Annotated in this window: 16 protein-coding genes; 3 read left to right on the top strand and 13 right to left on the bottom strand. The window is 63.2% G+C overall.

The genetic code is table 11. The annotated features are described in order from the left end of the window. Positions 1-38: 38 nt before the first annotated feature. From hemE to pilM, 10 genes are all read right to left on the bottom strand, one after another. Positions 39-1,103 carry a uroporphyrinogen decarboxylase gene (hemE, locus tag ACIQUF_RS18120; protein WP_403133869.1) on the bottom strand — a complete coding sequence of 355 codons (1,065 nt, stop codon included), beginning with the start codon at positions 1,101-1,103 and terminating at the stop codon, positions 39-41. 158 nt (positions 1,104-1,261) lie between these two features. Beyond that, the gene (locus ACIQUF_RS18115; protein ID WP_400796351.1) at positions 1,262-2,680 is read right to left on the bottom strand and encodes an FAD-dependent oxidoreductase; all 1,419 of its coding nucleotides are present in this window, start codon (positions 2,678-2,680) and stop codon (positions 1,262-1,264) included. A 107-nt stretch (positions 2,681-2,787) separates the two neighbouring features. After that, positions 2,788-7,233 carry a glutamate synthase large subunit gene (gene gltB, locus ACIQUF_RS18110; protein WP_403133866.1) on the bottom strand — a complete coding sequence of 1,482 codons (4,446 nt, stop codon included), beginning with the start codon at positions 7,231-7,233 and terminating at the stop codon, positions 2,788-2,790. A gap of 374 nt (positions 7,234-7,607) precedes the next feature. After that, on the bottom strand, positions 7,608-9,212 hold the full coding sequence (locus ACIQUF_RS18105; protein ID WP_403133864.1) for an AAA family ATPase: 1,605 nt from the start codon (positions 9,210-9,212) through the stop codon (positions 7,608-7,610). 15 nt (positions 9,213-9,227) lie between these two features. Next, positions 9,228-10,325 carry a 3-dehydroquinate synthase gene (gene aroB, locus ACIQUF_RS18100; protein WP_403133861.1) on the bottom strand — a complete coding sequence of 366 codons (1,098 nt, stop codon included), beginning with the start codon at positions 10,323-10,325 and terminating at the stop codon, positions 9,228-9,230. 94 nt (positions 10,326-10,419) lie between these two features. Then, positions 10,420-10,938 (bottom strand): shikimate kinase AroK, encoded by a 519-nt coding sequence (aroK, locus tag ACIQUF_RS18095; RefSeq protein ID WP_403133859.1) that lies wholly within the window; start codon positions 10,936-10,938, stop codon positions 10,420-10,422. A gap of 4 nt (positions 10,939-10,942) precedes the next feature. Further along, complete coding sequence (locus ACIQUF_RS18090) at positions 10,943-12,211, bottom strand: type IV pilus secretin PilQ (protein ID WP_403133856.1); 1,269 nt, start codon at positions 12,209-12,211, stop codon at positions 10,943-10,945. Next, positions 12,135-13,151: a pilus assembly protein PilP gene (locus ACIQUF_RS18085; protein WP_403133854.1), complete on the bottom strand. Its 1,017-nt coding sequence runs from the start codon at positions 13,149-13,151 to the stop codon at positions 12,135-12,137. Before ACIQUF_RS18085 ends, ACIQUF_RS18090 begins: the two co-directional genes overlap by 77 nt. Further along, positions 13,148-13,684 (bottom strand): PilN domain-containing protein, encoded by a 537-nt coding sequence (locus ACIQUF_RS18080; protein ID WP_403133852.1) that lies wholly within the window; start codon positions 13,682-13,684, stop codon positions 13,148-13,150. Before ACIQUF_RS18080 ends, ACIQUF_RS18085 begins: the two co-directional genes overlap by 4 nt. Next, positions 13,684-14,529 (bottom strand): type IV pilus biogenesis protein PilM, encoded by an 846-nt coding sequence (gene pilM, locus ACIQUF_RS18075; RefSeq protein ID WP_403133850.1) that lies wholly within the window; start codon positions 14,527-14,529, stop codon positions 13,684-13,686. Before pilM ends, ACIQUF_RS18080 begins: the two co-directional genes overlap by 1 nt. Positions 14,530-14,710: 181 nt before the next feature. On the opposite strand from pilM, the gene ACIQUF_RS18070 reads away from it, so the two are divergent. Next, the gene (locus ACIQUF_RS18070; RefSeq protein ID WP_403134453.1) at positions 14,711-17,161 is read left to right on the top strand and encodes a penicillin-binding protein 1A; all 2,451 of its coding nucleotides are present in this window, start codon (positions 14,711-14,713) and stop codon (positions 17,159-17,161) included. 74 nt (positions 17,162-17,235) lie between these two features. Here ACIQUF_RS18070 and ACIQUF_RS18065 read toward each other — a convergent pair whose 3' ends face one another. The 3 genes from ACIQUF_RS18065 to rpmE all read right to left on the bottom strand — a co-directional run bounded on the left by ACIQUF_RS18065 (position 17,236) and on the right by rpmE (position 19,724). Then, the gene (locus ACIQUF_RS18065; protein ID WP_400796322.1) at positions 17,236-18,504 is read right to left on the bottom strand and encodes a malic enzyme-like NAD(P)-binding protein; all 1,269 of its coding nucleotides are present in this window, start codon (positions 18,502-18,504) and stop codon (positions 17,236-17,238) included. Between the two features lie 180 nt (positions 18,505-18,684). Next, positions 18,685-19,506 (bottom strand): thermonuclease family protein, encoded by an 822-nt coding sequence (locus ACIQUF_RS18060; RefSeq protein WP_403133848.1) that lies wholly within the window; start codon positions 19,504-19,506, stop codon positions 18,685-18,687. A gap of 2 nt (positions 19,507-19,508) precedes the next feature. Then, positions 19,509-19,724 (bottom strand): 50S ribosomal protein L31, encoded by a 216-nt coding sequence (gene rpmE / locus ACIQUF_RS18055; RefSeq protein ID WP_134691348.1) that lies wholly within the window; start codon positions 19,722-19,724, stop codon positions 19,509-19,511. A 167-nt stretch (positions 19,725-19,891) separates the two neighbouring features. Here rpmE and ACIQUF_RS18050 point away from each other — a divergent pair, with 167 nt between their 5' ends. Both ACIQUF_RS18050 and argS read left to right on the top strand, forming a co-directional pair. Continuing rightward, positions 19,892-22,111, top strand: a complete 2,220-nt coding sequence (locus ACIQUF_RS18050) for a primosomal protein N' (RefSeq protein WP_403133846.1) — start codon at positions 19,892-19,894, stop codon at positions 22,109-22,111. A gap of 108 nt (positions 22,112-22,219) precedes the next feature. After that, the gene (argS, locus tag ACIQUF_RS18045; protein ID WP_403133843.1) at positions 22,220-23,956 is read left to right on the top strand and encodes an arginine--tRNA ligase; all 1,737 of its coding nucleotides are present in this window, start codon (positions 22,220-22,222) and stop codon (positions 23,954-23,956) included. Position 23,957 lies beyond the last annotated feature (1 nt).

Raw genomic sequence — 23,957 nt, 5'->3', positions numbered from 1 at the left:
ACCGGCCCTGAGGCCGGTTTCCTGTTTGCTGCATCACATCACTGGTGATACTGCGCCGACAGCTCGTGCACGGCATTGATGAACACGCCGGCATGTTCCGGGTCGACTTCCGGGGTGATGCCATGGCCGAGGTTGAACACGTGGCCGGTGCCTTTGCCGTAGCTCGCCAGAATACGCGCCACTTCCTGGCGGATGGCCTCGGGCTTGGCGTAGAGCACGGTCGGGTCCATGTTGCCCTGCAGTGCCACCTTGTCGCCGACCCGGCGGCGGGCATCACCAATTTCGCAGGTCCAGTCCAGGCCCAGGGCGTCGGCACCGGCCTCGGCGATGCTCTCCAGCCACAGGCCGCCGTTCTTGGTGAACAGGATCACCGGCACCTTGCGGCCCTCGTGCTCGCGGATCAGGCCGCTGACGATCTTGCGCATGTAGGCCAGGGAGAACTCCTGGTACGCGGCCGCCGACAGGTTGCCACCCCAGGTGTCGAAGATCTGCACGGCCTGGGCGCCGGCCAGGATCTGGCCGTTGAGGTAGCTGGTGACCGACTGGGCCAGCTTGTCCAGCAGCAAGTGCAGGGCTTGCGGGTTGTCGTAGGCCATCGCCTTGGTCTTGCGGAAGTCTTTCGACGAGCCGCCTTCGACCATGTAGGTTGCCAGGGTCCACGGGCTACCGGAGAAGCCGATCAGCGGCACACGGCCGTTGAGTTCGCGGCGGATGGTGCTGACCGCGTCCATGACGTAGCCGAGGTCTTTTTGCGGATCAGGGATCGGCAGGGCTTCGATGTCGGCCAGGGTGCTGATGACTTTCTTGAAACGCGGGCCTTCGCCGGTTTCGAAGTACAGGCCAAGGCCCATGGCGTCAGGGATGGTGAGGATGTCGGAGAACAGAATCGCCGCGTCCAGCGGGTAGCGGTCCAGCGGCTGCATCGTGACCTCGCAGGCGAACTGCGGGTTCATGCACAGACTCATGAAGTCGCCGGCCTTGGCGCGGCTGGCACGGTATTCCGGCAGGTAGCGGCCAGCTTGGCGCATCATCCACACCGGGGTGACGTCCACGGGTTGCTTGAGCAATGCACGCAGGAAACGATCGTTCTTCAGGGCAGTCATGTCGGCATCCAGCAAAAAAGTGCGGGCATTTTCTCAGACGCCAGCGCAAAAGGCACGGTCGATACCATGCGTTTTGTCTATTGGGTGCCGTAGATCAAGCGATTTTGTATACAAAAAGCTTCGCGGGGCGATCCGGCTTGCCCCGCGAATACAATGGTTCAGACTTCGAGGTAATCCAGAATACCTTCAGCAGCCGTGCGGCCTTCAAAGATGGCAGTCACCACCAGGTCCGAACCGCGCACCATGTCGCCACCGGCGAAGATCTTCGGGTTGCTGGTCTGGTGCTTGAACTTGCCTTGCTCCGGTGCCACCACGCGGCCCTGGCTGTCCATCTGGATACCATGCTGCTCGAACCACGGCGCTGGGCTTGGGCGGAAGCCGAAGGCGATCACCACGGCGTCGGCCGGCAGGATCTCTTCGGAGCCCGGGATCGGCTCGGGGCTGCGGCGGCCACGGGCGTCCGGCTCGCCGAGACGGGTCTCGACCACCTTCACGCCCTCGACTTTGTCTTCACCGACAATGGCGATCGGCTGGCGGTTGTAGAGGAACTTCACGCCTTCTTCCTTGGCGTTCTTCACCTCTTTGCGCGAGCCCGGCATGTTCGCTTCGTCACGGCGATAGGCACAGGTCACGGCCTTGGCGCCCTGGCGGATCGATGTGCGGTTGCAGTCCATCGCGGTGTCGCCACCGCCCAGCACCACGACCTTCTTGCCCTGCATGTCGACGAAATCTTCCGGCGACTTCTCGAAGCCCAGGTTGCGATTGACGTTGGCGATCAGGAAGTCCAGCGCGTCATGCACGCCCGGCAGGTCCTCGCCTGGGAAACCGCCCTTCATGTAGGTGTAGGTGCCCATGCCCATGAACACCGCGTCGTACTCGGCGAGCAGCTGTTCCATGGTGATGTCGGTGCCCACCTCGGTGTTCAGGCGGAACTCGATGCCCATGCCGGTGAAGACTTCGCGGCGGTTGCTCAGCACGGTCTTTTCCAGCTTGAACTCGGGGATGCCGAAGGTCAGCAGGCCACCGATCTCGGGGTTCTTGTCGAACACCACCGGGGTCACGCCGGCACGCACCAGGACGTCGGCGCAGCCCAGGCCCGCCGGGCCTGCGCCAATGATGGCGACGCGCTTGCCGGTCGGTTTGACCTTGGACATGTCCGGGCGCCAGCCCATGGCGAACGCGGTGTCGGTGATGTACTTCTCCACCGAGCCGATGGTCACCGCGCCAAAGCCGTCGTTCAGGGTGCAGGCACCCTCGCACAGACGGTCCTGCGGGCACACGCGGCCGCACACTTCCGGCAGGGTATTGGTCTGGTGCGACAGCTCGGCGGCGGCCAGGATGTTGCCTTCGGAGACCAGCTTCAACCAGTTGGGGATGAAGTTGTGTACCGGGCACTTCCACTCGCAATATGGGTTACCGCAGCCCAGGCAGCGGTGCGCCTGTTCCACGGACTGGGCAGGCTTGAACGGTTCGTAGATTTCCACGAACTCTTTCTTGCGCTGGCGCAGCAGCTTTTTCTTCGGGTCCTTGCGGCCCACTTCGATGAACTGGAAGTCGTTACTCAGACGTTCAGCCATTTTTCTAAACCTCTTTACCGCAGTTGCCAGCCTCAGGCTGCAAGCTGCAAGACGATCACTTGAGCACGACGGCCCCCGCGTACGGGGCCCGTCACTTGCAGCTGTTTTTACTGCGGGTTGGCACGGGTGCTGGACAGCAGTTGCTTGAGGTTGGCCGCCTTCGGCTTGACCAGCCAGAAGCGCCGCACGTAGTCGTCCAGGTTCTCCGAGAGCTCACGCCCCCACTCGCTGCCGGTCTCTTCCACGTATTCGCCAAGGACCCGCGCCAGGTGGCTGCGGTAGGCTTCCATCGCTTCACCACTGATCCGCTGGATTTCCACCAGTTCGTGGTTGAGCTTGTCGACGAAGCTGTTGTCCATGTCGAGCACATAGGCGAAGCCGCCAGTCATGCCAGAACCGAAGTTGTAACCGGTCTTGCCCAGGACGCAGACAAAGCCACCGGTCATGTATTCACAGCAGTGATCGCCAGTACCCTCGACAACAGCGTGGGCGCCGGAGTTACGCACAGCGAAGCGTTCGCCCGCGGTGCCGGCGGCGAACAGCTTGCCGCCGGTGGCGCCATACAGGCAGGTGTTGCCGACGATGGCGCTGTGCTGGGTTTCGAAGGGGCTGCCGGCAGGCGGCACGATGGTGACCTTGCCACCGGTCATGCCTTTGCCGACGTAGTCGTTGGCGTCGCCTTCCAGGTGCAGGTTCAGGCCACCGGCGTTCCACACGCCGAAGCTTTGGCCAGCGGTACCCTTGAAGCGGAAGGTAACCGGCTTGGCAGCCATGCCCTGGTTGCCGTACAGCTTGGCGATTTCGCCAGAGATACGCGCACCGATGGAACGGTCGCAGTTGCAGATGTCGAGGCTGAACTCGCCACCGGCCTGGTCGCGGATGGCCGGCAGGGCCATTTCGACCATTTTCTCGGCCAGCTCGCCCTTGTCGAACGGCGGGTTCTTGTCCACTTCGCAGAACTGCGGCTTGTCCGCCGGGATGTGCGAGCTGCCCAGCAGCGGCGACAGGTCGAGGTACTGCTGGCGCTCGGTGTCACCCGGCAGCATGTCGAGCAGGTCGGTACGGCCGATCAGCTCGCCCAGGCTGCGTACGCCCAGCTTGGCCAGCCACTCGCGGGTTTCTTCAGCGACGAAGGTGAAGAAGTTGATCACCATATCGACGGTGCCGATGTAGTGGTCCTTGCGCAGCTTGTCGTTCTGCGTGGCTACGCCAGTGGCGCAGTTGTTCAGGTGGCAGATGCGCAGGTACTTGCAGCCCAGGGCGATCATCGGCGCGGTGCCGAAGCCGAAGCTTTCGGCGCCGAGGATGGCCGCCTTGATCACGTCCAGGCCGGTTTTCAGGCCGCCGTCGGTCTGTACCCGGACCTTGCCGCGCAGGTCGTTGCCCCGCAGGGTCTGGTGGGTTTCGGCCAGACCCAGTTCCCACGGCGCGCCAGCGTACTTGATCGAGGTCAGCGGCGAAGCGCCGGTGCCACCGTCGTAACCGGAGATGGTGATCAGGTCGGCATAGGCCTTGGCCACGCCAGCGGCGATGGTGCCTACGCCGGCTTCTGCCACCAGCTTGACCGATACCAGGGCCTGCGGATTGACCTGCTTGAGATCGTAGATCAGCTGGGCCAGGTCTTCGATCGAGTAGATGTCGTGGTGCGGCGGTGGCGAGATCAGGGTCACGCCTGGCACCGCATAGCGCAGCTTGGCGATCAGGCCGTTGACCTTGCCGCCTGGCAGCTGGCCACCTTCGCCGGGCTTGGCGCCCTGGGCCACCTTGATCTGCAGCACTTCGGCGTTGACCAGGTATTCCGGGGTGACGCCAAAGCGGCCCGTGGCCACCTGCTTGATCTTCGAGCTGCGGACGGTGCCGTAGCGTGATGGGTCTTCACCACCCTCACCGGAGTTGGAGCGCGCGCCCAGGCGGTTCATCGCCTCGGCCAGGGCTTCGTGAGCCTCTGGAGACAGTGCACCCAGCGAGATACCGGCGGAGTCGAAGCGCTTGAGAATGGCCTCCAGCGGCTCGATCTGCTCCAGCGGCAGCGCCTCGTCGGCCACTTTCACTTTCAGCAGGTCGCGGATCATCGACACCGGGCGCTGGTCGACCAGCGTGGTGTATTCCTTGAACTTGGCGTAGTCGCCCTGCTGCACGGCAGCCTGCAGGGTGTTGACCACATCCGGGTTGTAGGCGTGGTATTCGCCACCGTGGACGAACTTCAGCAGGCCACCTTGCTGGATCGGCTTGCGCGCGCTCCAGGCCTCGGCGGCGAGCAGCTTCTGGTCGCCTTCGAGGTCGACGAAGCGTGCGCCCTTGATGCGGCTGGACACGCCTTTGAAGCTCAGGCCAACCACTTCCTCGGCCAGGCCCACGGCTTCGAACAGCTGGGCACCACGGTACGAGGCAACGGTGGAGATGCCCATCTTCGAGAGGATCTTCAACAGGCCTTTGGAGATGCCTTTGCGGTAGTACTTGAAGACTTCGTCCAGGTCGCCCAGCACTTCGCCTGTGCGGATCAGGTCGGCCAGCACTTCATAGGCCAGGTACGGGTACACGGCCGAGGCGCCGAAGCCCAGCAGCACTGCGAAGTGGTGCGGGTCGCGCGCAGTGGCGGTTTCGACAAGGATGTTGCTGTCGCAACGCAGGCCCTTCTCGGTCAGGCGGTGGTGCACCGCGCCGACGGCGAACGAGGCGTGTACCGGCAGCTTGCCCGGCGCGATATAGCGGTCGCTGAGTACCAGCTGGGTCTTGCCTGCACGTACCGCTTCTTCGGCCTGGTCGGCGATGTTGCGAATGGCAGCTTCCAGGCCGATGCTTTCCTCGTAGTTGAGGTCGATCAGCTGGCGGTCGAAGCCTTCGCGTTCCAGGTTCATCAGCGAACGCCACTTGGCGGGCGAGATGACTGGCGAGCTGAGGATCACCCGCGAGGCGTGCTCAGGGGATTCCTGGAAGATGTTGCGCTCGGCGCCCAGGCAGATTTCCAGGGACATGACGATCGCTTCGCGCAGCGGGTCGATCGGCGGGTTGGTGACCTGAGCGAACTGCTGACGGAAGAAGTCGTATGGCGAACGCACGCGCTGCGAGAGCACGGCCATCGGCGTGTCGTCACCCATCGAGCCGACCGCTTCCTGGCCCTGCTCGCCGAGGGGGCGCAGCACCTGGTCACGCTCCTCGAAGGTGACCTGGAACATCTTCATGTATTGCTTGAGCTGGTCGCTGTCGTAGCTGGCAGCGCCCTGGTCGTCGGTCAGCGTCGCCTGGATACGCAGGGCGTGCTGACGCAGCCAGCGCTTGTACGGGTGGCGCGACTTCAGGCGGTTGTCGATGGCATCGGTGTCGAGGATATGACCGGTTTCGGTGTCGACGGCGAGGATCTGGCCCGGGCCGACACGGCCTTTGGCAAGAACTTCTTCAGGCTTGTAGCCCCATACGCCGATTTCCGAGGCGATGGTGATATAGCCGTTGGTGGTGGTCACCCAGCGCGCCGGGCGCAGGCCGTTACGGTCGAGCAGGCACACCGCGTGGCGGCCTTCGGTCATGACGATACCGGCCGGGCCGTCCCAGGGCTCCATGTGCATGGAGTTGTATTCGTAGAAGGCGCGCAGGTCGGCATCCATGGTTTCGACGTTCTGCCAGGCTGGCGGTACCAGCATGCGCACGCCACGGAACAGGTCGATGCCGCCGGTGACCATCAGCTCCAGCATGTTGTCCATGCTCGATGAGTCGGACCCGACGCGGTTGACCAGCGGGCCGAGCTCTTCGAGGTCGGGGATCTGGTCATTGGCGAACTTGGTGCGACGGGCCATGGCCCAGTTGCGGTTGCCGGTGATGGTGTTGATCTCGCCGTTGTGGGCGAGGAAGCGGAACGGCTGCGCCAGCGGCCATTTCGGCAGGGTGTTGGTGGAGAAGCGCTGGTGGAACACGCAGATCGCGGTTTGCAGGCGCTCGTCATCCAGGTCCGGATAGAACGCCGCGAGATCGCGCGGCATCATCAGGCCTTTGTAGATGATGGTCTTGTGCGAGAAGCTGCAGATGTAATGGTCGGCGTCGTGGGCGTTGGCCACGGACGAGCGGCGACGGGCACTGAACAGCTTGATGGCGAATTCCTGATCGCTCAGGCCTTCACCGCCAATGAACACCTGTTCGATCTGCGGCAGGCGCTCCAGGGCCAGGCGACCGAGCACGCTGGTGTCAATCGGCACTTTGCGCCAGCCAACCAGGTTCAGGCCGGCAGCCAGGATTTCGCGGTCCATGTTGGCGCGAGCGGCTTCTGCTTTCACCGGGTCCTGGTTGAAGAACACCATGCCGACGGCGTACTGCTTGGGCAGCTCGACGGCGAAGTGTTCCTGAGCCATGGCACGCAGGAATTGATCAGGCTTCTGCATGAGCAGGCCGCAACCGTCACCGGTCTTGCCGTCGGCGTTGATGCCGCCGCGGTGGGTCATGCAAGTCAATGCCTGCATGGCGGTTTGCAGAAGGTGGTGGCTCGGTTCGCCCGTCATATGGGCGATCAGGCCAAAACCACAGTTGTCCTTGAATTCTTCGGGATGGTACAGACCTGTTTTCATAGACACTTTCTCACCAGGTTCACCTCTCAACCGGAGGCAAATCTCTTTTTTAACAACCACTTACCATCCACGCCGATCAAATGCCAGCTTTTTTGCGGTGGCCATGGAAAACCATTGTTGCACAGCGACAGCGATACCCACAAATTTTCATGTCTCACCATTGAAAATTTATGTCGCAATTTTGAATGTTTTTGCGCCATGCGCCGTGATAGCGGCTTGGCTCGAGTCTGAAGCGTTTCAGCCATGACTGCAAGGTGGGCTTGTGGCCGGCAGCCTGGGACAGAAAAGCCTGCCGCGCTCGGGCGCAGCAGGCTAGACGAAAGTCAGTGTTCGCTCAGCAACTGGGCAGCGGGGTGGTGCCGCCCGGAAGGTAATCAGCGAGCCGTGGCCAGCTCTTGTTGGACGCTGGCGACGGTACGTGGCCAAGGTTTACCAGCCTGGACCTTCGCTGGCAAGTTCTTGATTGCCGCAACCGCTGCGTCACGGTTGGCGAAACTGCCGTAAGTGACCACGTACAGCGGCTTGCCCTGCAGGTTTTTCTTGAAGTAGCGATAGTCGCCACCCTGCGCCTTGACGAAGGCCTGGGCCGACGCTTCGGAGCTGGTGCCGAGGATTTGTACGACATAATTGCCAGGTTTCTGGCCCGAGTACCAGCCACCGGCACTGCCGCCAGCGGCCGGTTTTTCAGCCGGTTTGGCGGCGGGCTTGGCCGTGGCCACCTGGGTCGGCGCAGGGGTCGGCTTGGCAGGTGCAACCGGCTTGGCCGGCTGGGTTGCGACCGGCTTCTGGGCAGGCGCTACCGGCTGGGCTGGGGCAGTGTTGGTGGTGGCTTGCGCCATGCTCGGCGCAGGGCCAGCCGTCGCACCTTGCGGTGGCGCGACGGTGGTCACGGTCGGTGGGTTGCCAGGCTGCAGTGCGGTGTCGCCTGCCGGGCTGCCTTCCTCACCCTCGCCCATGCCAGCCGCCTGAGCCAGTGGCTCACGCATCACCGGCTGCGACTGGCCAACCAGGGGCAGTGGCATCGGCTGCGACGAGCCAGAGAATTCGATGGACGGGTCTTTCGACTTACCATCGCCCAGCGGCAACTGCGCCTGGGCGGCTGGCGCGTCAGTCGGCGCCTTGTCGCCTTTCTTCGGCATGAGCACTGCGGCAGCAACTGCCACCACAACCACAGCAGACAGCGCGAGCACGTGTTTCTTAGGCATTTTGAACCCCATGGTTGGTCGCTTGGCCGTGGTACGGCTGGCGATCATGGCTTCGATCAAGGTATCGCGGGCGACCTGGTTGATGTTGCCAGGCCAACCGTCGGAGTTTTCATGGATATCGACGAGCTGCTCACGGGTGAACACCTCGATGCCCCGGCCGGCGCCCTCCAGGCGCTGTTCCAGGTACTCGCGGGTCTCTTCCTCGCTGTAGGGGGCAAGTTCGATGACGTGGAAGCGTTCTTCCTCGACCTGAATCTCGTCCAACCCTGCGATCAGTGACGGTTCGCCGAACAGGAACACGTGCGGGCGCCCTTCCGGGACACCTGCCGCCAGCTCCAGCAACGCTTGGAGTGCCGACTCGTCAAGTTGTTCCGCATCGTCCACCAGCAAGTAGACTTCCTGCCCGGTCAGGGCAAGCTGCACCACCTTGGATAGAATCGCCTGCACTTCAGGCTGGGCCACTTCCAGCGACTGGGCCACCTGGCCCAGCACACTGGCGGCATCGCTGGCGCCGCGGGCCGAAACCACAGTGCTTTGCACCGACTGTTTGTTGGTGCTGGCCACCAGGGCCTGGCGCAGCAGTGTCTTGCCACTGCCTACAGGCCCCGTGACCACCAGCATCAGCTGGCTGTAGCGCGCCAGGTGATGCAACTGGCCGAGCACAGGCTTGCGCTGGGCGGGGAAGAACTTGAAGCCGGGCACTCGCGGCGCGAACGGATCGTGGCTCAACTGGTAGTGGTCGAGAAACGCCTCATCGGCATGCAAACTGGTCATTGCGCTGTCACAACCTCAAAGCTGGGCCACGATCGCGCGGTAATCCGCCGACAACGTGGCCTGAAGAATCTCTTTCGGATAGTCGTCGGTGACCACGGCTTCGCCCATCTGGCGCAGCAGCACCAGGCGCAGGCGCCCATCGATCACCTTCTTATCGACCGCCATATGCTCCATGAAATGCGCCGGGGTCATTTCCTGTGGTGGCACCACCGGCAAACCTGCATCCTGCAGCAGGCGGATTGCGCGATCACGCTCGGACTGGTCGATCCAGCTCAGGCGCATGGACATTTCCAGGGCCATTACCGTGCCCGCTGCCACGGCTTCGCCGTGCAACCAGACACCGTAGCCCATATGGGTTTCGATGGCATGCCCGAAGGTATGCCCCAGGTTCAGCGTGGCGCGCACGCCGGACTCACGCTCATCGGCGCCAACCACGGCAGCCTTGGCTGCGCACGAACGGCGGATCGCCTCGGTCAACGCTGCAGGCTCCAGGGCACGCAGCGCCTTGATATTGTCTTCGAGCCAACCGAGGAAGGGCTTGTCGCAGATCAGGCCATATTTGATCACTTCGGCCAGGCCAGCAGACAGTTCGCGATCGGGCAGTGTCTTGAGGCTGGTGGTGTCGATCAGCACCGCGTTGGGCTGATAGAAGGCACCGACCATGTTCTTGCCCAGCGGGTGGTTGATGCCGGTCTTGCCACCGACCGATGAATCCACCTGGGACAGCAGCGTGGTCGGCACCTGGATGAAGTCGACACCCCGCTGGTAGCAGGCTGCGGCAAAACCGGCCATGTCGCCGATAACACCGCCACCGAGGGCCACCACGGTGGTACGGCGGTCATGCCGGGCGCTGAGCAGGCCGTCGAAGATCAACTGCAGCGTTTCCCAGTTCTTGTAGGCTTCGCCGTCCGGCAGGATCACCGGCAGCACCGAGTAGGCACCGAGGGTCTTGCTCAGGCGTTCGAGATACAGGGGCGCGACGGTCTCGTTGGAAACGATGGCGACCTGCCGGCCGGCAATATGCGGCGCCAGCAGTTCCGGCTGGTCCAGCAGGCCTTCGCCAATGTAGATCGGGTAGCTACGCTCGCCCAGGTCGACCTTTAGTGTCTGCATGTATCCCCACAATGTACTAGGGCGCGGCGCCGGCTGATCGACCCACGCGGTAACGTTGAACCTCGCCTCGGCGCTGGCCGAGAATAGTCCCGGCTTAGCGGGGCGGCAACTGCTGCAAGCGTTCGAGAATATCGAGCACTACCATGCGCGGCGGCCGTTCGTCGGTTTCCACCACCAGGTCGGCGATCTCGCGATAGAGCGGGTCACGTGTTTCCAGCAGGTTGCGCAACGTCGCCTCCGGATTGGCGGTACGCAGCAACGGCCGGTTGCGATCGCGCGCGGTACGCCCGACCTGCTGTTCAACCGAGGCATGCAGGTAGATCACCCGGCCGCCCTTGTGCAGCGCCCTGCGGTTGGCCTCGCGCATCACCGCGCCGCCACCGGTGGCCACGACCACGCCATCGAGCTCGCAGAGCTCGGCGATCATCGCCTCCTCACGGTCACGAAAGCCCGGCTCGCCTTCCTTATCGAAGATCCACGGGATGTTGGCGCCCGTTCGCAGTTCGATTTCCTTGTCGGAATCTTTGAACAGCAGGCGCAACTCTTTGGCCAACAGGCGCCCGATGGTGCTTTTTCCAGCGCCCATAGGCCCAACAAGTATCAAATTTCGCACAGAATCAACGACTCACAGCAATCGCCTGGTCACTCATGATACGCGGAGTCAGGAAGACCAGCAGCTCGGATTTTTTCTCTTGTAATGCATCGCGTCGAAACAGCCGCCCAACATACGGCAGATCGCCGAAAAATGGCACCTTGTCGACCACATTGTTTTGCGTGGTCGAGTACACGCCCCCTATGACGATGGTCTCGCCATCGGCTACCCGAACCTTGGCGTTGACCTCGTTCTTGCGGATCGGCGGCACATCGTTCAAGGCGTTGACGAAGTCGGGCTCATCCTTGGTTACCTTGACCGTCATGATGACTTTGCCGTCGGGCGTGATCTGCGGGGTGACCTCCAACGACAGCGACGCCTCGCGAAATGCCACCGACGTAGCGCCACTTCTTGTGGTTTCCTGGTAGGGCACCTCGGTGCCCTTGAGTATCCGCGCAGTTTCCTTGTCGGCAGTGACTACCTTGGGCTGGGAGATGATTTCCCCATTGCCGGTCTTTTCCATGGCACTGAGTTCCAGATCCAGCAGCACACCACCGCGCAACACCCCCAGGCCTATGCTGGAGCCGGCCCGCTCCACGCCCAGGTCGATGAATACGTCCTTGCCCAATTGCGGCGCCTCGCCATAAAGCCCCCGCCCCCAACGCACGCCAAGGCTTTTTTCGTAGTCGACATTGGCCTCGACGATTCGCGCTTCGATCGCCACCTGTCGCACCGGCACGTCCAATTGCGCGACCAACTGACGCAACGCGACCAGACGATCCTCAGGCTGATGCGCCACCAAGGTGTTGGTGCGCGTGTCGACACTGAGACTGCCGCGCCCCGTCAGGATGCCATCGTCGGCCAGTGTTGCCAGCAACAACTCGGCAAGCTCGGAGGCTTCGGCGTGGTGGATCGGCAGCAACTCGCGACGCAAAGGCTGCGCCTGGGCATCCAGCTCCTGCCCTAGCCACGCGCCCAGGGATTGCTCGGCCAACTCCGCTGCCGGGGCCACCAGTAGCACATTGCCCTCTTCCCGCCGGGCCAACCCTTTACTGCGCAATACCAGTTCCAGGGCCTGGTCCCAGGGAACGTCCTGCAGGCGCAGCGTCACGTTGCCCTGTACCGTGTCGCTGGCAACCAGGTTGATGCCCGCGTAATCGGCCAGTACCTGTAGCACCGAGCGCACTTCGACATCCTGGAAGTTCAGCGAAATCGGCTCACCTCGGTAGGGCGTTGCCGCCAGCAACGGCATCGGCAACATCGTCACCATCAACCACTTCATCAACCCTTTCATCGTCCTCCTTGACCTCCCTGTCCACGCCCTTCCTGAGCGTCAGTGTCACCCTGCGTTCGCGCCAACTACCGCCCACGAACAGCCGTTCAAGCACCTCGACCTGCTGCTCGTCGACATGTACCACCACGCCCTCATCGCGCCCCAACCGATCACCTACACGCACACGGTACAAGCGCCCGGCATATGACAGCAGTGCTTCGAACGCCAAGCCGCGCGACAAACTACCAACCATGTCCAGCTGCGCCAGTGGAACCTTGGCCAGCCCTTCGCGGACAGTGCGGCCAGAACGGGTTGAAAATGGATCGACCGCGGGCGGCAAAACTTCGTCTCGGGCAGGCAGCAAGGCCAGTGAGGCTGGCTCCGGCACAGGCCCGTCAGCCTGAAAGGTATTCACCCTCAGGCGCAAACGCAGCAAGCCCGGCCTGTCTATAGCGTTGGTTATCTGCAGATCGCCGGCACGCAGCAGGCGAAGCTGGCCAAGCCATTCGTCCAGCCACATGCGCAGCGTCGTATATCGACCAACCACTTGCACATCCAGAGGGGTTTGCCGGATACCTGACTGCTTGAGTTCATCCAGCACATCAAGTTGCTCGAAGTGCAGCCCGTGCGCATGCCCCGAGGCCGACAACTGGTCGAGCAAGTCGCTGAGATCACCGCCTGCGGCCAGGCGCCAGCGGCTTTCCTGCAGGTATTGTGTGGCTTGACCCAGAGCCTCCTGGGTGCCCTCGTGTGCCAGCACCTGGGCGGATCTGGTCTGTTGCTGCTCGCTCAACGCCCTGTGCCTCGCCTGCTCCACCTGCTGCAACTGCCGCCATTCCGGCCAGCGAATCAGGCAGCCCAGTGCAAGTACCAGGCAAGCCGCCAGTAAAGGCAGGGCATTGCGCAAGAAGCGCGAACGAACGACGTAAGCCTGCCAATCCAGGCGGAAAAGCAGGTTCACGACCAGGCCGCCGACATGCGCGCCAGCAGTAAAAATTCATCCCCGGCAGGCAAGCTCTTCATCCGTTTGAGCTCCAGATCAAGCAACACGCCTGAGCGCCCAAGGTCACGCATGAACTGCGCCAGCACGGCGGCGGAAACGGCGAGCCCGACAATCTGCAGCCGTGCGCCCTCGACTTTCAGGTCGACCACCTGAACACCTTCGGGCAGCGACCGCTCAAGGTCGGTGAACAGCGTCGTCAACAGGGCTCGATCGGCGTGCAAAGCGGCCAAGGTGTCAGCTTCAGCTCGCACCGACTCAAGCGTCTGCCTGGTACTTTCCAGCTTCGCCAACTGCGCATCCAACCGATCGACGGCCACTTGTTGGCTGTTGTTGGCCATCGCCTGCCGCTGCGCCCGTTGCCGCGCCAATTGGTCCATCACCAGCACCACACAAAGCGCCATGAACACACCGCCAATCACCTTGAAACGCAAGCGCCGCAGTACAGCCAGGCGTTGCTGCTCGCGCCACGGCAGCAGATTTACGCGCAGCATCAGAGAAGCTCCCCCAGCGCCAGGGCGCATGCCAACGTCATACCGCTATCGTGACATTCGAGGCCATCCACAGAGGGCAAAGGCCGGCACGCTACGCTCAAGCGTTCACTCAGCACTTGCAGTGAGCTTTGTTCGCAGGGCGTACTCGCAACAATCAGCTCATCCAGCTGCAGGCCATCGACCAACGACCCATCCACCCGCTCCAGTGGCACTTCGCGCCGTTGGGGCAGCACTGCCTGCGACCAGTAATGCAAGGTCGCACTGTCGGGCTCCATCCGCAGTAGCGCCGAGCTGCCTGCATGAGGTTGTGGCATGAGTCGTCGCAAGGCGATGCTATCGACCTCCACGGCCACCAGTTGCAGCCCTGCGTCATCGAACAATGCCTCGATGGGCTGCAGAACGGACTGCCGACTGGCCGCCACCAATATGTCCTGAGCGCCGACGGAGCCTTCTGAGGCCCCCAGCACCTGGAAGTCCATGACCAAGTCTTCCAACGGGAACGGAAACAATTGATCGGCATCCGCCAGCAGTTGCGTTTCCATCTCTTTTTCAGGCTGATCGTTCGGCCACTGACACACTTTGCAGATCACCTGCGAGGCCGGCACCGCCACTGCGACCCGGCGCTGGCGGCTGCCGCAGTGCCGATAAGCGCTGCGTAGCGCCTGGACGACCCGATCTGGAGACTGCCACCAGTCTCCAGAAGCAATTGGCTCGAATCGCTCAAGCGCCCAGGCAACCCGCTCGTAGCGCCCTTTGCGCCGCCGCAGTTGCAGCATTCGTATGGAATCGGAGGCAATTTCCACCCCCAGCAGTGAACCGGCATCCTTGCCCATGCGTCCAAGCATCGCGACTTCCTTGTGGCAACCGTAAACCCGTACCCGCACCATCCCCTGACAGCCAGGCGGTGCGGCGGGCCGCCCGGCCGGTCACCCGGCAGGGCGAAAAATGCTTATAATGCCCAGCGTTTTTTCGTCCGCCGGCTCCGTGCGCAACTCACCCCTCAACACTGGACACCCAAAAGCCTTGATACGCCTGCTGAAGTTCTTCTGGTGGTCTTTCGTCGCAGTCATCTGCGCGCTCGTACTCGGTGTGAGCGGTGCGTTTCTGTATCTTAGCCCCAACCTGCCGTCGGTCGATTCGCTCAGAAGCATCCAGTTGCAGATACCCCTGAGGGTGTACAGCAGCGATGGCAAGCTCATTGCCGAGTTCGGCGAGATGCGCCGCTCTCCGATCCGATTCGCGGAAATTCCCCCACAATTCATTCAGGCGCTTCTGTCAGCCGAGGACGACAATTTCCTCAACCACTACGGGGTCGATCCGAGCAGCCTGATGCGCGCCGCGACCCAGCTGGTGAAAACCGGTCATATCCAGACCGGCGGCAGTACCATCACCATGCAGGTGGCGAAGAACTTCTTCCTCACCAGCGAACGCAGCTTTTCGCGAAAAACCAACGAAATCCTGCTGGCCCTGCAGATCGAACGTGAGCTGACCAAGGACGAGATCCTTGAGCTGTACGTGAACAAGATCTACCTGGGTAACCGCGCCTACGGCATCGATGCCGCTGCGCAGGTGTACTACGGCAAGTCGATTCGTGACGTGAGCCTGGCGCAGATGGCGATGATCGCCGGCCTACCCAAGGCACCGTCGCGCTTCAACCCGCTGGCCAACCCGGTGCGCGCGAAAGAGCGCCGCGACTGGATCCTCGGCCGCATGTACAAGCTCGGCAAGATCGACGAAGCGAGTTACCAGGCCGCCCGGGCCGAGCCGCTCAACGCCAGCTACCACGTGCCTGCGCCTGAAGTGAACGCGCCATACATCGCCGAGATGGCCCGCGCCGAAATGGTCGGCCGCTATGGCAGCGAGGCCTACACCGAAGGCTTCCGCGTCACCACCACCGTACCGAGCGACATGCAGGAAATGGCCAACAAGGCGGTACTCAACGGCCTGTCCGACTATGACGAGCGCCACGGCTATCGCGGCCCGGCGGCACGCTTCCCGGGCAAGACCCAAGCGGCCTGGCTGCAGGAGCTGAACAAGCAGCGCACGCTGGGTGGGCTTGAACCGGCCATCGTTACCCACGTCGAGAAGACTGGCCTGAAAGTACTGACCCGTGGCGGCAAGGAAGAAGCCGTCGCCTGGGACACCATGAAATGGGCACGCCCATTCATCAACACCAACGCCCAGGGCCGCGCACCGCAATCGCCGGCAGACGTGGCCCAAGTTGGCGACCTGGTACGCCTGCAACGCCTGGACGACGGCACGCTCAAGTTCAGCCAGGTACCTGGCGCACAAAGCGCGCTGGTCACCCTGGACCCGTACAATGGCGCAATCCGCGCACTGGTCGGTGGTTTCTCGTTCGAACAGAGCAATTACAACCGCGCCATGCAGGCCAAGCGCCAGCCAGGCTCTAGCTTCAAGCCGTTCATCTACAGCGCTGCACTGGACAGCGGCTATACCGCCTCCAGCCTGGTCAACGACGCGCCGATCGTGTTCGTCGACGAGTACCTGGACAAAGAGTGGCGACCGAAGAACGACACCAACACCTTCCTCGGCCCGATCCGCATGCGCGAAGCGCTGTACAAGTCGCGCAACCTGGTCTCTATCCGCCTGCTGCAAGCCATGGGCGTAGGTCGCACCATCGATTACATCGCCAAGTTCGGCTTCAACAAGCAGGACCTGCCGCGCAACCTGTCGCTGGCGCTGGGTACCGCGACGCTGACACCGATGGAGATCGCCACCGGCTGGAGCACGTTCGCCAACGGCGGTTACAAGATCAACCCGTACCTGATCGACCGTATCGAGAGCCGCAGCGGCGAGACGCTGTTCACCGCCAACCCGGCACGCGTGCCGCAAGGCGCCGAAGACCAGGCAGGCCTGGCCGCGCCGGAGCAGCCGATCAGCACGGCGGCAATGCCGGGCGAGGCACCCTCCGCCCTTGGCCAGATAGCGCCCGCGCCGCAGGCCCCGGTCTTCGCCGAGCAGATCATCGATGGCCGCACCACCTACATCCTCACCAGCATGCTGCAGGACGTGATCAAGCGCGGCACCGGGCGCCGGGCGCTGGCCCTGGGCCGCACCGACCTGGCGGGCAAGACCGGCACCACCAACGAGTCCAAGGATGCCTGGTTCTCCGGGTACAACGCGGATTACGTCACTACGGTCTGGGTCGGTTTCGATCAGCCGGAAACCCTGGGGCGCCGCGAATACGGCGGCACTGCGGCGCTGCCGATCTGGATGAGCTTCATGGGTGCGGCGCTGAAGGACAAGCCGGCTCACGCACCTGCCGAGCCTGAAGGCATTCTTAGCCTGCGAGTAGATCCCGTCAGCGGCCGCGCTGCCTCGCCAAGCACGCCAAATGCTTACTTCGAGCTGTTCAAGGCCGAAGATTCGCCACCGTCGGTGGATGAGCTGGGCAATGGCGCGGCACCAGGCAGCCCGCTGCCGGCGGATGAAGCGGCGCCGATGGATCTGTTCTGATCAGCTGATCGACAGGCAAACAAAAAGCCCCGACTCTTGCGAGCCGGGGCTTTTTTGTGTCACCAGGGCTTCAATCAGCCGTTGAACACTTCATCCACGCTCTTGAGCGGGTAGTGCTTCGGATACGGCAGGGTGGCCACGCCGGATTCGATGGCAGCCTTGGCCACGGCATCGGAAACGACGGTGATCAGGCGAGCGTCCAGCGGCTTCGGAATGATGTACTCACGGCCGAATTCCAGGCCTTCAACGCCATAGGCTTCGCAGACTTCCTTCGGTACCGGCAGCTTGGCCAGGTCTTTCAGGGCGATAGCGGCGGCGATTTTCATCTCTTCGTTGATGCGCTTGGCGCGAACGTCCAGGGCACCACGGAAGATGAACGGGAAGCCCAGTACGTTGTTGACCTGGTTCGGGTAGTCGGAACGACCGGTGGCCATGATCACGTCGCTGCGGGTGGCGTGAGCCAGCTCTGGCGAGATTTCCGGGTCTGGGTTCGAGCAGGCGAACACGATCGGGTTGGCCGCCATCGACTTCAGGCCTTCCGGGCTCAGCAGGTTCGGGCCGGACAGGCCAACGAACACGTCAGCACCGTTCAGGGCATCAGCCAGGGTGCGCTTGTCGGTGGCGTGGGCGAACTGGGCCTTGTACTGGTTCAGGTCGTCGCGGCCAGCGTGGATCACGCCGCTGCGGTCGATCATGAAGATGTTCTCGACCTTGGCACCCATGCTGACCAGCAGCTTCATGCAGGAGATCGCGGCAGCACCGGCGCCCAGGCAGACGATCTTCGCGTCTTCGAGCTTCTTGCCGGCGATTTCCAGGGCGTTGATCATGCCGGCCGCGGTAACGATCGCGGTACCGTGCTGGTCATCGTGGAAGACCGGAATGTCGCACTGCTCGATCAGGGTGCGTTCGATTTCGAAGCACTCAGGTGCCTTGATGTCTTCGAGGTTGATGCCACCGAAGGTGATCGAGATGCGGCGAACGGTGTCGATGAAAGCTTGTGGGCTTTCCGACTCGACTTCGATGTCGAAGACGTCGATACCGGCGAAACGCTTGAACAGAACGCCCTTGCCTTCCATGACCGGCTTGGAAGCCAGTGGGCCGAGGTCACCCAGACCGAGGATGGCGGTGCCATCGGAAATCACTGCGACCAGGTTGCCCTTGCCGGTGTATTTGTAGGCCAGCTCAGGATCACGGCCAATTTCACGTACCGGTTCTGCAACGCCTGGGCTGTAGGCCAGGGCGAGATCGCGGGCGGTGGCGGTGGGCTTGGAGAGCTCGACGCTCAGTTTCCCCGGACGAGGTTGAGCGTGATATTCGAGAGCGGCGGTTTTCAGGTCTGACATGGTGGGCATTCCGCTATTTACTGTTCTGACGGACCGCCGAGGATACGCAAAGAGCCGGGGAGCTACAAGACTGGCCGGTCACTTGTGTCAAGGCCTTTAGCCTACGACTTTACGCTATAACACACGGGGGCATTGGAGCCATCAGTGTGTACAATCCAATAGCGAACTGTCTACATCTTTTCAGCCTGAGATGCGCTCCAACATGCTCGGATCGGTCAATGGCAACACCCAGCGTCGCTGCCCCGGTTTCAGCCCACCCTTGCGGGAACGATCCAGCACCCAACCGCGCGCCTCGACCTGGCGTCCTTTGAGGTTATCGAAGAAGCTGGCGGGGAAGTTGCGTTGCAGACGAGCGGGAACCTGCAGCACTACACCGGTTTCCAGCTCCAGCCAGACACCACCCCGGTTGCGTGAAATGCTCTGGATCCTGCCCTCGATCAGCGCGAAGCCTGATTGCCTGACCTCACCGGCACGGAGCACCGGGGTGCTGCGCCAGAGGCCAGCGCGTGCCTTGCGCGCCGACTGCTCGGCCGCTTGCTGGCAGGCCACCAGGCGCACATTCGGCGCCACAGCCACTCGATAGCCGAACCCCTCGCTGAGCAACCGCGCTTCAAGATTGTCGCCATTGCGGGCGTAAACATGGGCCAGTGTGCGCCCGTACTTGTCCTTGGCCTCGACACCCTGCACCAGCCCCACACGGCCGTCACTGGCTTTGACCAAGGCCTGCAGGCGCCGCTTGGCAGCTTCGGCATAGGGCTCGCTGGTGCGCCCCTTGCGCCCGATTTCCGGCGCGTTAATGCCGATCATGCGCACGCTGCGGCCGTCGGTCAGGCGCAGCGTGTCGCCATCGACCACCTGACGCACCGCCACCTGCTGCGGCCGGTCCGGTAGCGGGCAAAATGCCCAGGCCGAGGCTTGCCAGATTGCGCCCACAAAAAAGGCGCCCACGAGGGGCGCCTTTTTCAGCAACAATGCGAAACCCGAAGGATTCGCCGTGCGCATGATTACTTCTTGGTACCGAACATACCGAAGCGATCGGCGAACTTCTGTACGCGACCACCGGTGTCCAGCACTTTCTGCTTACCGGTGTAGAACGGGTGGCAGAGGTTGCAAACGTCGATCGCCAGGGTGCTGCCCAGGGTCGAACGGGTTTCGAATTTGTTGCCGCAGCTGCAGGTGACTGCAACAGCTTCGTAGTTCGGATGAATATCGGCTTTCATGGTCACTTCCTCAAGCTGCGTGCCGCCACCCAACACCCATTGTTGAATACCGCACGTAATTAGGCGGCGAATAATACCAGAGCTTGGCATCAACGCAAGTTGTCGCTTGCACCGACCGTCGTCTGCTAGGCTCGCCAGTCTTTGAAACGCCCTGCGAGACTTTCCGCGTGTCCGACGTCATCCTGCGCCTTGCCCTGCCTTCCCCGCTGCGTCGCCTGTTCGACTACCGGGCACCGGCGAGCATGGCGCGCCAGGTGCTCACCCCCGGCATGCGCATTCGCGTGCCGTTCGGCCGCCGCGAGATGATTGGCGTGCTGGTCGAGGTGTGCGACCACAGCGAGGTGCCCGCCGACAAGCTGAAACCGGCCAGCGCCCTGCTCGACCCGGTTTCGCCAGTGCCGCCAGCATTGTTCAAGCTGTGCCTGTGGACCGCCCAGTACTATCAGCACAGCCTCGGCGACACCCTGAGCTGGGCGTTACCGACGCTGCTGCGTCAGGGCGAACCGGCTGAGATGCGCCAGGAGCGCTTCTGGCACGTCGCCCCCGATGCTCGCCTCGAAGACCCGCGCATCGCCCGCGCACCACGCCAACGCGACGCGCTCAAGACCCTGGCCCAGCATCCTCATGGCGTTGCCCACAGCCTGCTGAGCAAGCTCAACCTGAACAAGGACAGCCTCGACCTGCTGCTGGCCAAGGACCTGGTTCGTCTCGAAACGCGCCGCCATCTGCCAGCGCAACGCCATGAGCACTGGCTGGCCCAGCCGGAGCTGCCGCTCAACGACGAACAACGCGAGGCCTTCGACGCCGTGCGCGAGGGCTTCGACAGCTTCAACGCCTTCCTCCTGGCCGGCGTTACCGGCAGCGGCAAGACCGAGGTCTACCTGCAGCTGATCCGCGAAACCCTGGAAGCCGGCAAGCAGGCGCTGGTGCTGATCCCCGAAATCAACCTGGGCCCCCAGACCCTGGCGCGCTTCGAGCAGCGCTTCAACGCCCGTATCGCCCTGCTGCACTCGGCGGTCAATGACCGCGAACGCCTCGACGCCTGGCTGGCGGCGCGCGATGGCGAGGCCGACATCATCATCGGCACGCGCTCGGCGCTGTTCACGCCGATGAAGAACCCCGGCCTGATCATCATCGACGAAGAGCACGACGGCTCCTATAAACAGCAGGAAGGCCTGCGCTACCACGCCCGCGACCTGGCGCTGGTGCGCGCCCACCAGGAAAACATCCCGATCCTGCTCGGCTCGGCCACGCCCTCGCTGGAAACCCTGCACAACGCCCTGACCGGCCGCTACCGCCTGCTGCGCATGAACCAGCGCGCCGGTGGCGCACGCCCGCCACGGATGATGCGCCTGGACGTAAAGAGCCTGCCGCTGGACAGCGGCATCAGCGGCCCGCTGCAACAGGCCATCCGCCAGACCCTGGAGGCCGGCCAGCAGGTGCTGGTGTTCCTCAACCGCCGCGGCTTCGCACCGACCTTGCTGTGCCACGACTGCGGCTGGCTCTCGGAGTGCCCACGCTGCGATGCGCGCATGACCGTGCACCAGCGCTCCGGCGTGCTGCGCTGCCACCACTGCGGCTACGACGAACGCCTGCCGCACCAGTGCCCGAAGTGCAGCCATGTCGACCTGCGTGCGGTGGGGGCAGGCACCGAGCGCGCTGAGGAGCGCCTGAAAGTGCTGTTCCCCGATTACCCGATCTTGCGCGTAGACCGCGACAGCACCGCGCGCAAGGACGCCATGCACAACCTGTTCACCACCATCCAGCGCGGCCAGCCAAGCATCCTGGTCGGCACCCAGATGCTGGCCAAGGGGCACCACTTCCCGCGGGTCACCCTGGTCGCCATCCTCGATGCCGACGGCGGGCTGTTCTCTGGCGATTTCCGCGCCACCGAGCGCATGGCCCAGCTCATCGTGCAAGTGGCCGGGCGCGCCGGACGCGCCGAAGAGCCCGGCAAGGTCGTGATCCAGACCCACCTGGCCGACCACCCGCTTTTGGTGCAACTGACCGAGCAAGGCTACTTCGCGTTCGCCGAACAAGCCCTGGACGAGCGGCGGGCTGCCGGCCTGCCGCCTTACTCCCACCTCGCCCTGTTGCGTGCCGAGGCGCACAAACCAGGGCAAGCCGAAGGTTTCCTCGACGAAGCCTGCAGCGCGGCGGAGCGCCTGGTAGCCGAACAACGCTTGCCCGGTATTGAACTGTTGGGGCCAGTGCCCGCTCCGATGGAGCGCAAGGCCGGGCGCTTCCGTGCCCAGCTGTTGATCCAGGCCAACACACGGGCGCCCTTGCATCGACTGATCAGTGCCTGGTTGCTAGTGTTGGAGCAGATGCCAAGCGGGCGGCAAGTACGTTGGTCGCTGGATGTCGACCCCGTCGACCTTTATTGAGCTGCACGCTCAAAGGTTGGCAACCCGGCCCCGGCAACGGATAATGCCCAGTTTTTCCACCTGCGCACCCAGGCGCTCCACCGCGCTAGCGGTCGAAAAGAGATCCCCATGAAAGACACCATTCGCCAGCTGATCCAGCAAGCCCTCACCCAACTCGTCGCCGACGGTGTGCTGCCTGAAGGGCTGTCGCCGGCGATCCAGGTGGAAAACGCCCGGGACAAGACCCACGGCGACTTCGCCAGCAACATCGCCATGATGTTGGCCAAGCCGGCCGGCATGAAGCCGCGCGACCTGGCCGAAAAACTGATCGACGCCCTGCCATCGAGCAGCGACATCAGCAAGGTCGAGATCGCCGGCCCTGGCTTCCTGAACTTCTTCCAGAACACCGACGCTCTAGCCAACCGCCTGGACGCCGCCCTGGCCGATGATCACCTGGGCGTGCGCAAGGCCGGCCCGTGCGAGAAAGTCGTGATCGACATGTCGGCGCCGAACCTGGCCAAGGAGATGCACGTCGGCCACCTGCGCTCGACCATCATCGGCGATAGCGTCGCGCGCGTGCTGGAGTTCCTCGGTGACAACGTCATCCGCCAGAACCACGTCGGCGACTGGGGCACCCAGTTCGGCATGCTGATGGCCTACCTGCAGGAAAACCCGATCACCAGCGACGAGCTGTCGGACCTGGAAAATTTCTACCGCGCGGCGAAAAAACGCTTCGACGAATCGGAAGAGTTCGCCACCCGCGCCCGCGGCCTGGTGGTCAAGCTGCAGGCCGGCGACCCTGAGTGCCTGGCGCTGTGGACGCGCTTCAAGGACATCTCGCTGTCGCACTGCCAGAAGACCTACGAGCTGCTCAACGTCAAGCTGACCATGGCCGATGTAATGGGCGAAAGCGCCTACAACGCCGACCTGGCCAACGTGGTTGCCGACCTCAAGGCCAAAGGCCTGCTGGTCGAGGACCAGGGTGCGCAGTGCGTGTTCATCGAAGAATTCAAGAACAGCGAAGGCGAGCCGCTGCCGGTGATCGTGCAGAAGGCCGATGGCGGCTATCTGTACGCCACCACTGACCTCGCCGCCGTGCGCTACCGCAGCAATGTGCTGCAGGCCGACCGCGCGTTGTACTTCGTCGACCAGCGCCAGGCCCTGCACTTCAACCAGGTGTTCGAAGTGGCGCGCCGCGCGGGCTTCGTCGGCCACCCGATGCAGATGGAGCACATGGGCTTCGGCACCATGAACGGCGCCGATGGCCGCCCGTTCAAGACCCGTGACGGTGGCACCGTGAAGCTGATCGACCTGCTCACCGAGGCCAAGGAGCGCGCCTACGCGCTGGTCAAGGAGAAGAACCCGAGCCTGGCCGAAGACGAGCTGCGCAAGATCGCTGAAGTGGTCGGTATCGGCGCGGTGAAGTATGCCGACCTGTCCAAGCACCGCACCAGCGACTACAGCTTCAACTTCGAGCTGATGCTCAACTTCGAAGGCAATACCGCGCCGTACCTGCTGTACGCCTACACCCGCGTGGCCGGCGTGTTCCGCAAGCTGGGCAAGGGCTTCGACGAGGTCGAGGGCAACATTGTCCTGCAGGCTGCCCACGAACAGGATCTGGCTGCCCGCCTGGCGCAGTTCGGCGAAATCCTCAACAACGTCGCCGACAAGGGCACGCCGCACGTGCTCTGCACCTATCTGTACGACCTGGCCGGCCTGTTCTCCAGCTTCTACGAGAACTGCCCGATCCTCGCCGCCGAAACTCCGGAACAGCAGCAGAGCCGTCTGCGCCTGGCTGCCCTGACCGGCCGCACCCTCAAACAAGGTCTGGAACTGCTCGGCCTGGAAACCCTGGAGCGCATGTAAG

Source organism: Pseudomonas sp. NPDC090233 (assembly GCF_044772285.1).
Taxonomy (GTDB): Bacteria; Pseudomonadota; Gammaproteobacteria; order Pseudomonadales; family Pseudomonadaceae; genus Aquipseudomonas.
This window is presented reverse-complemented; position numbering and strand designations above follow the sequence as displayed.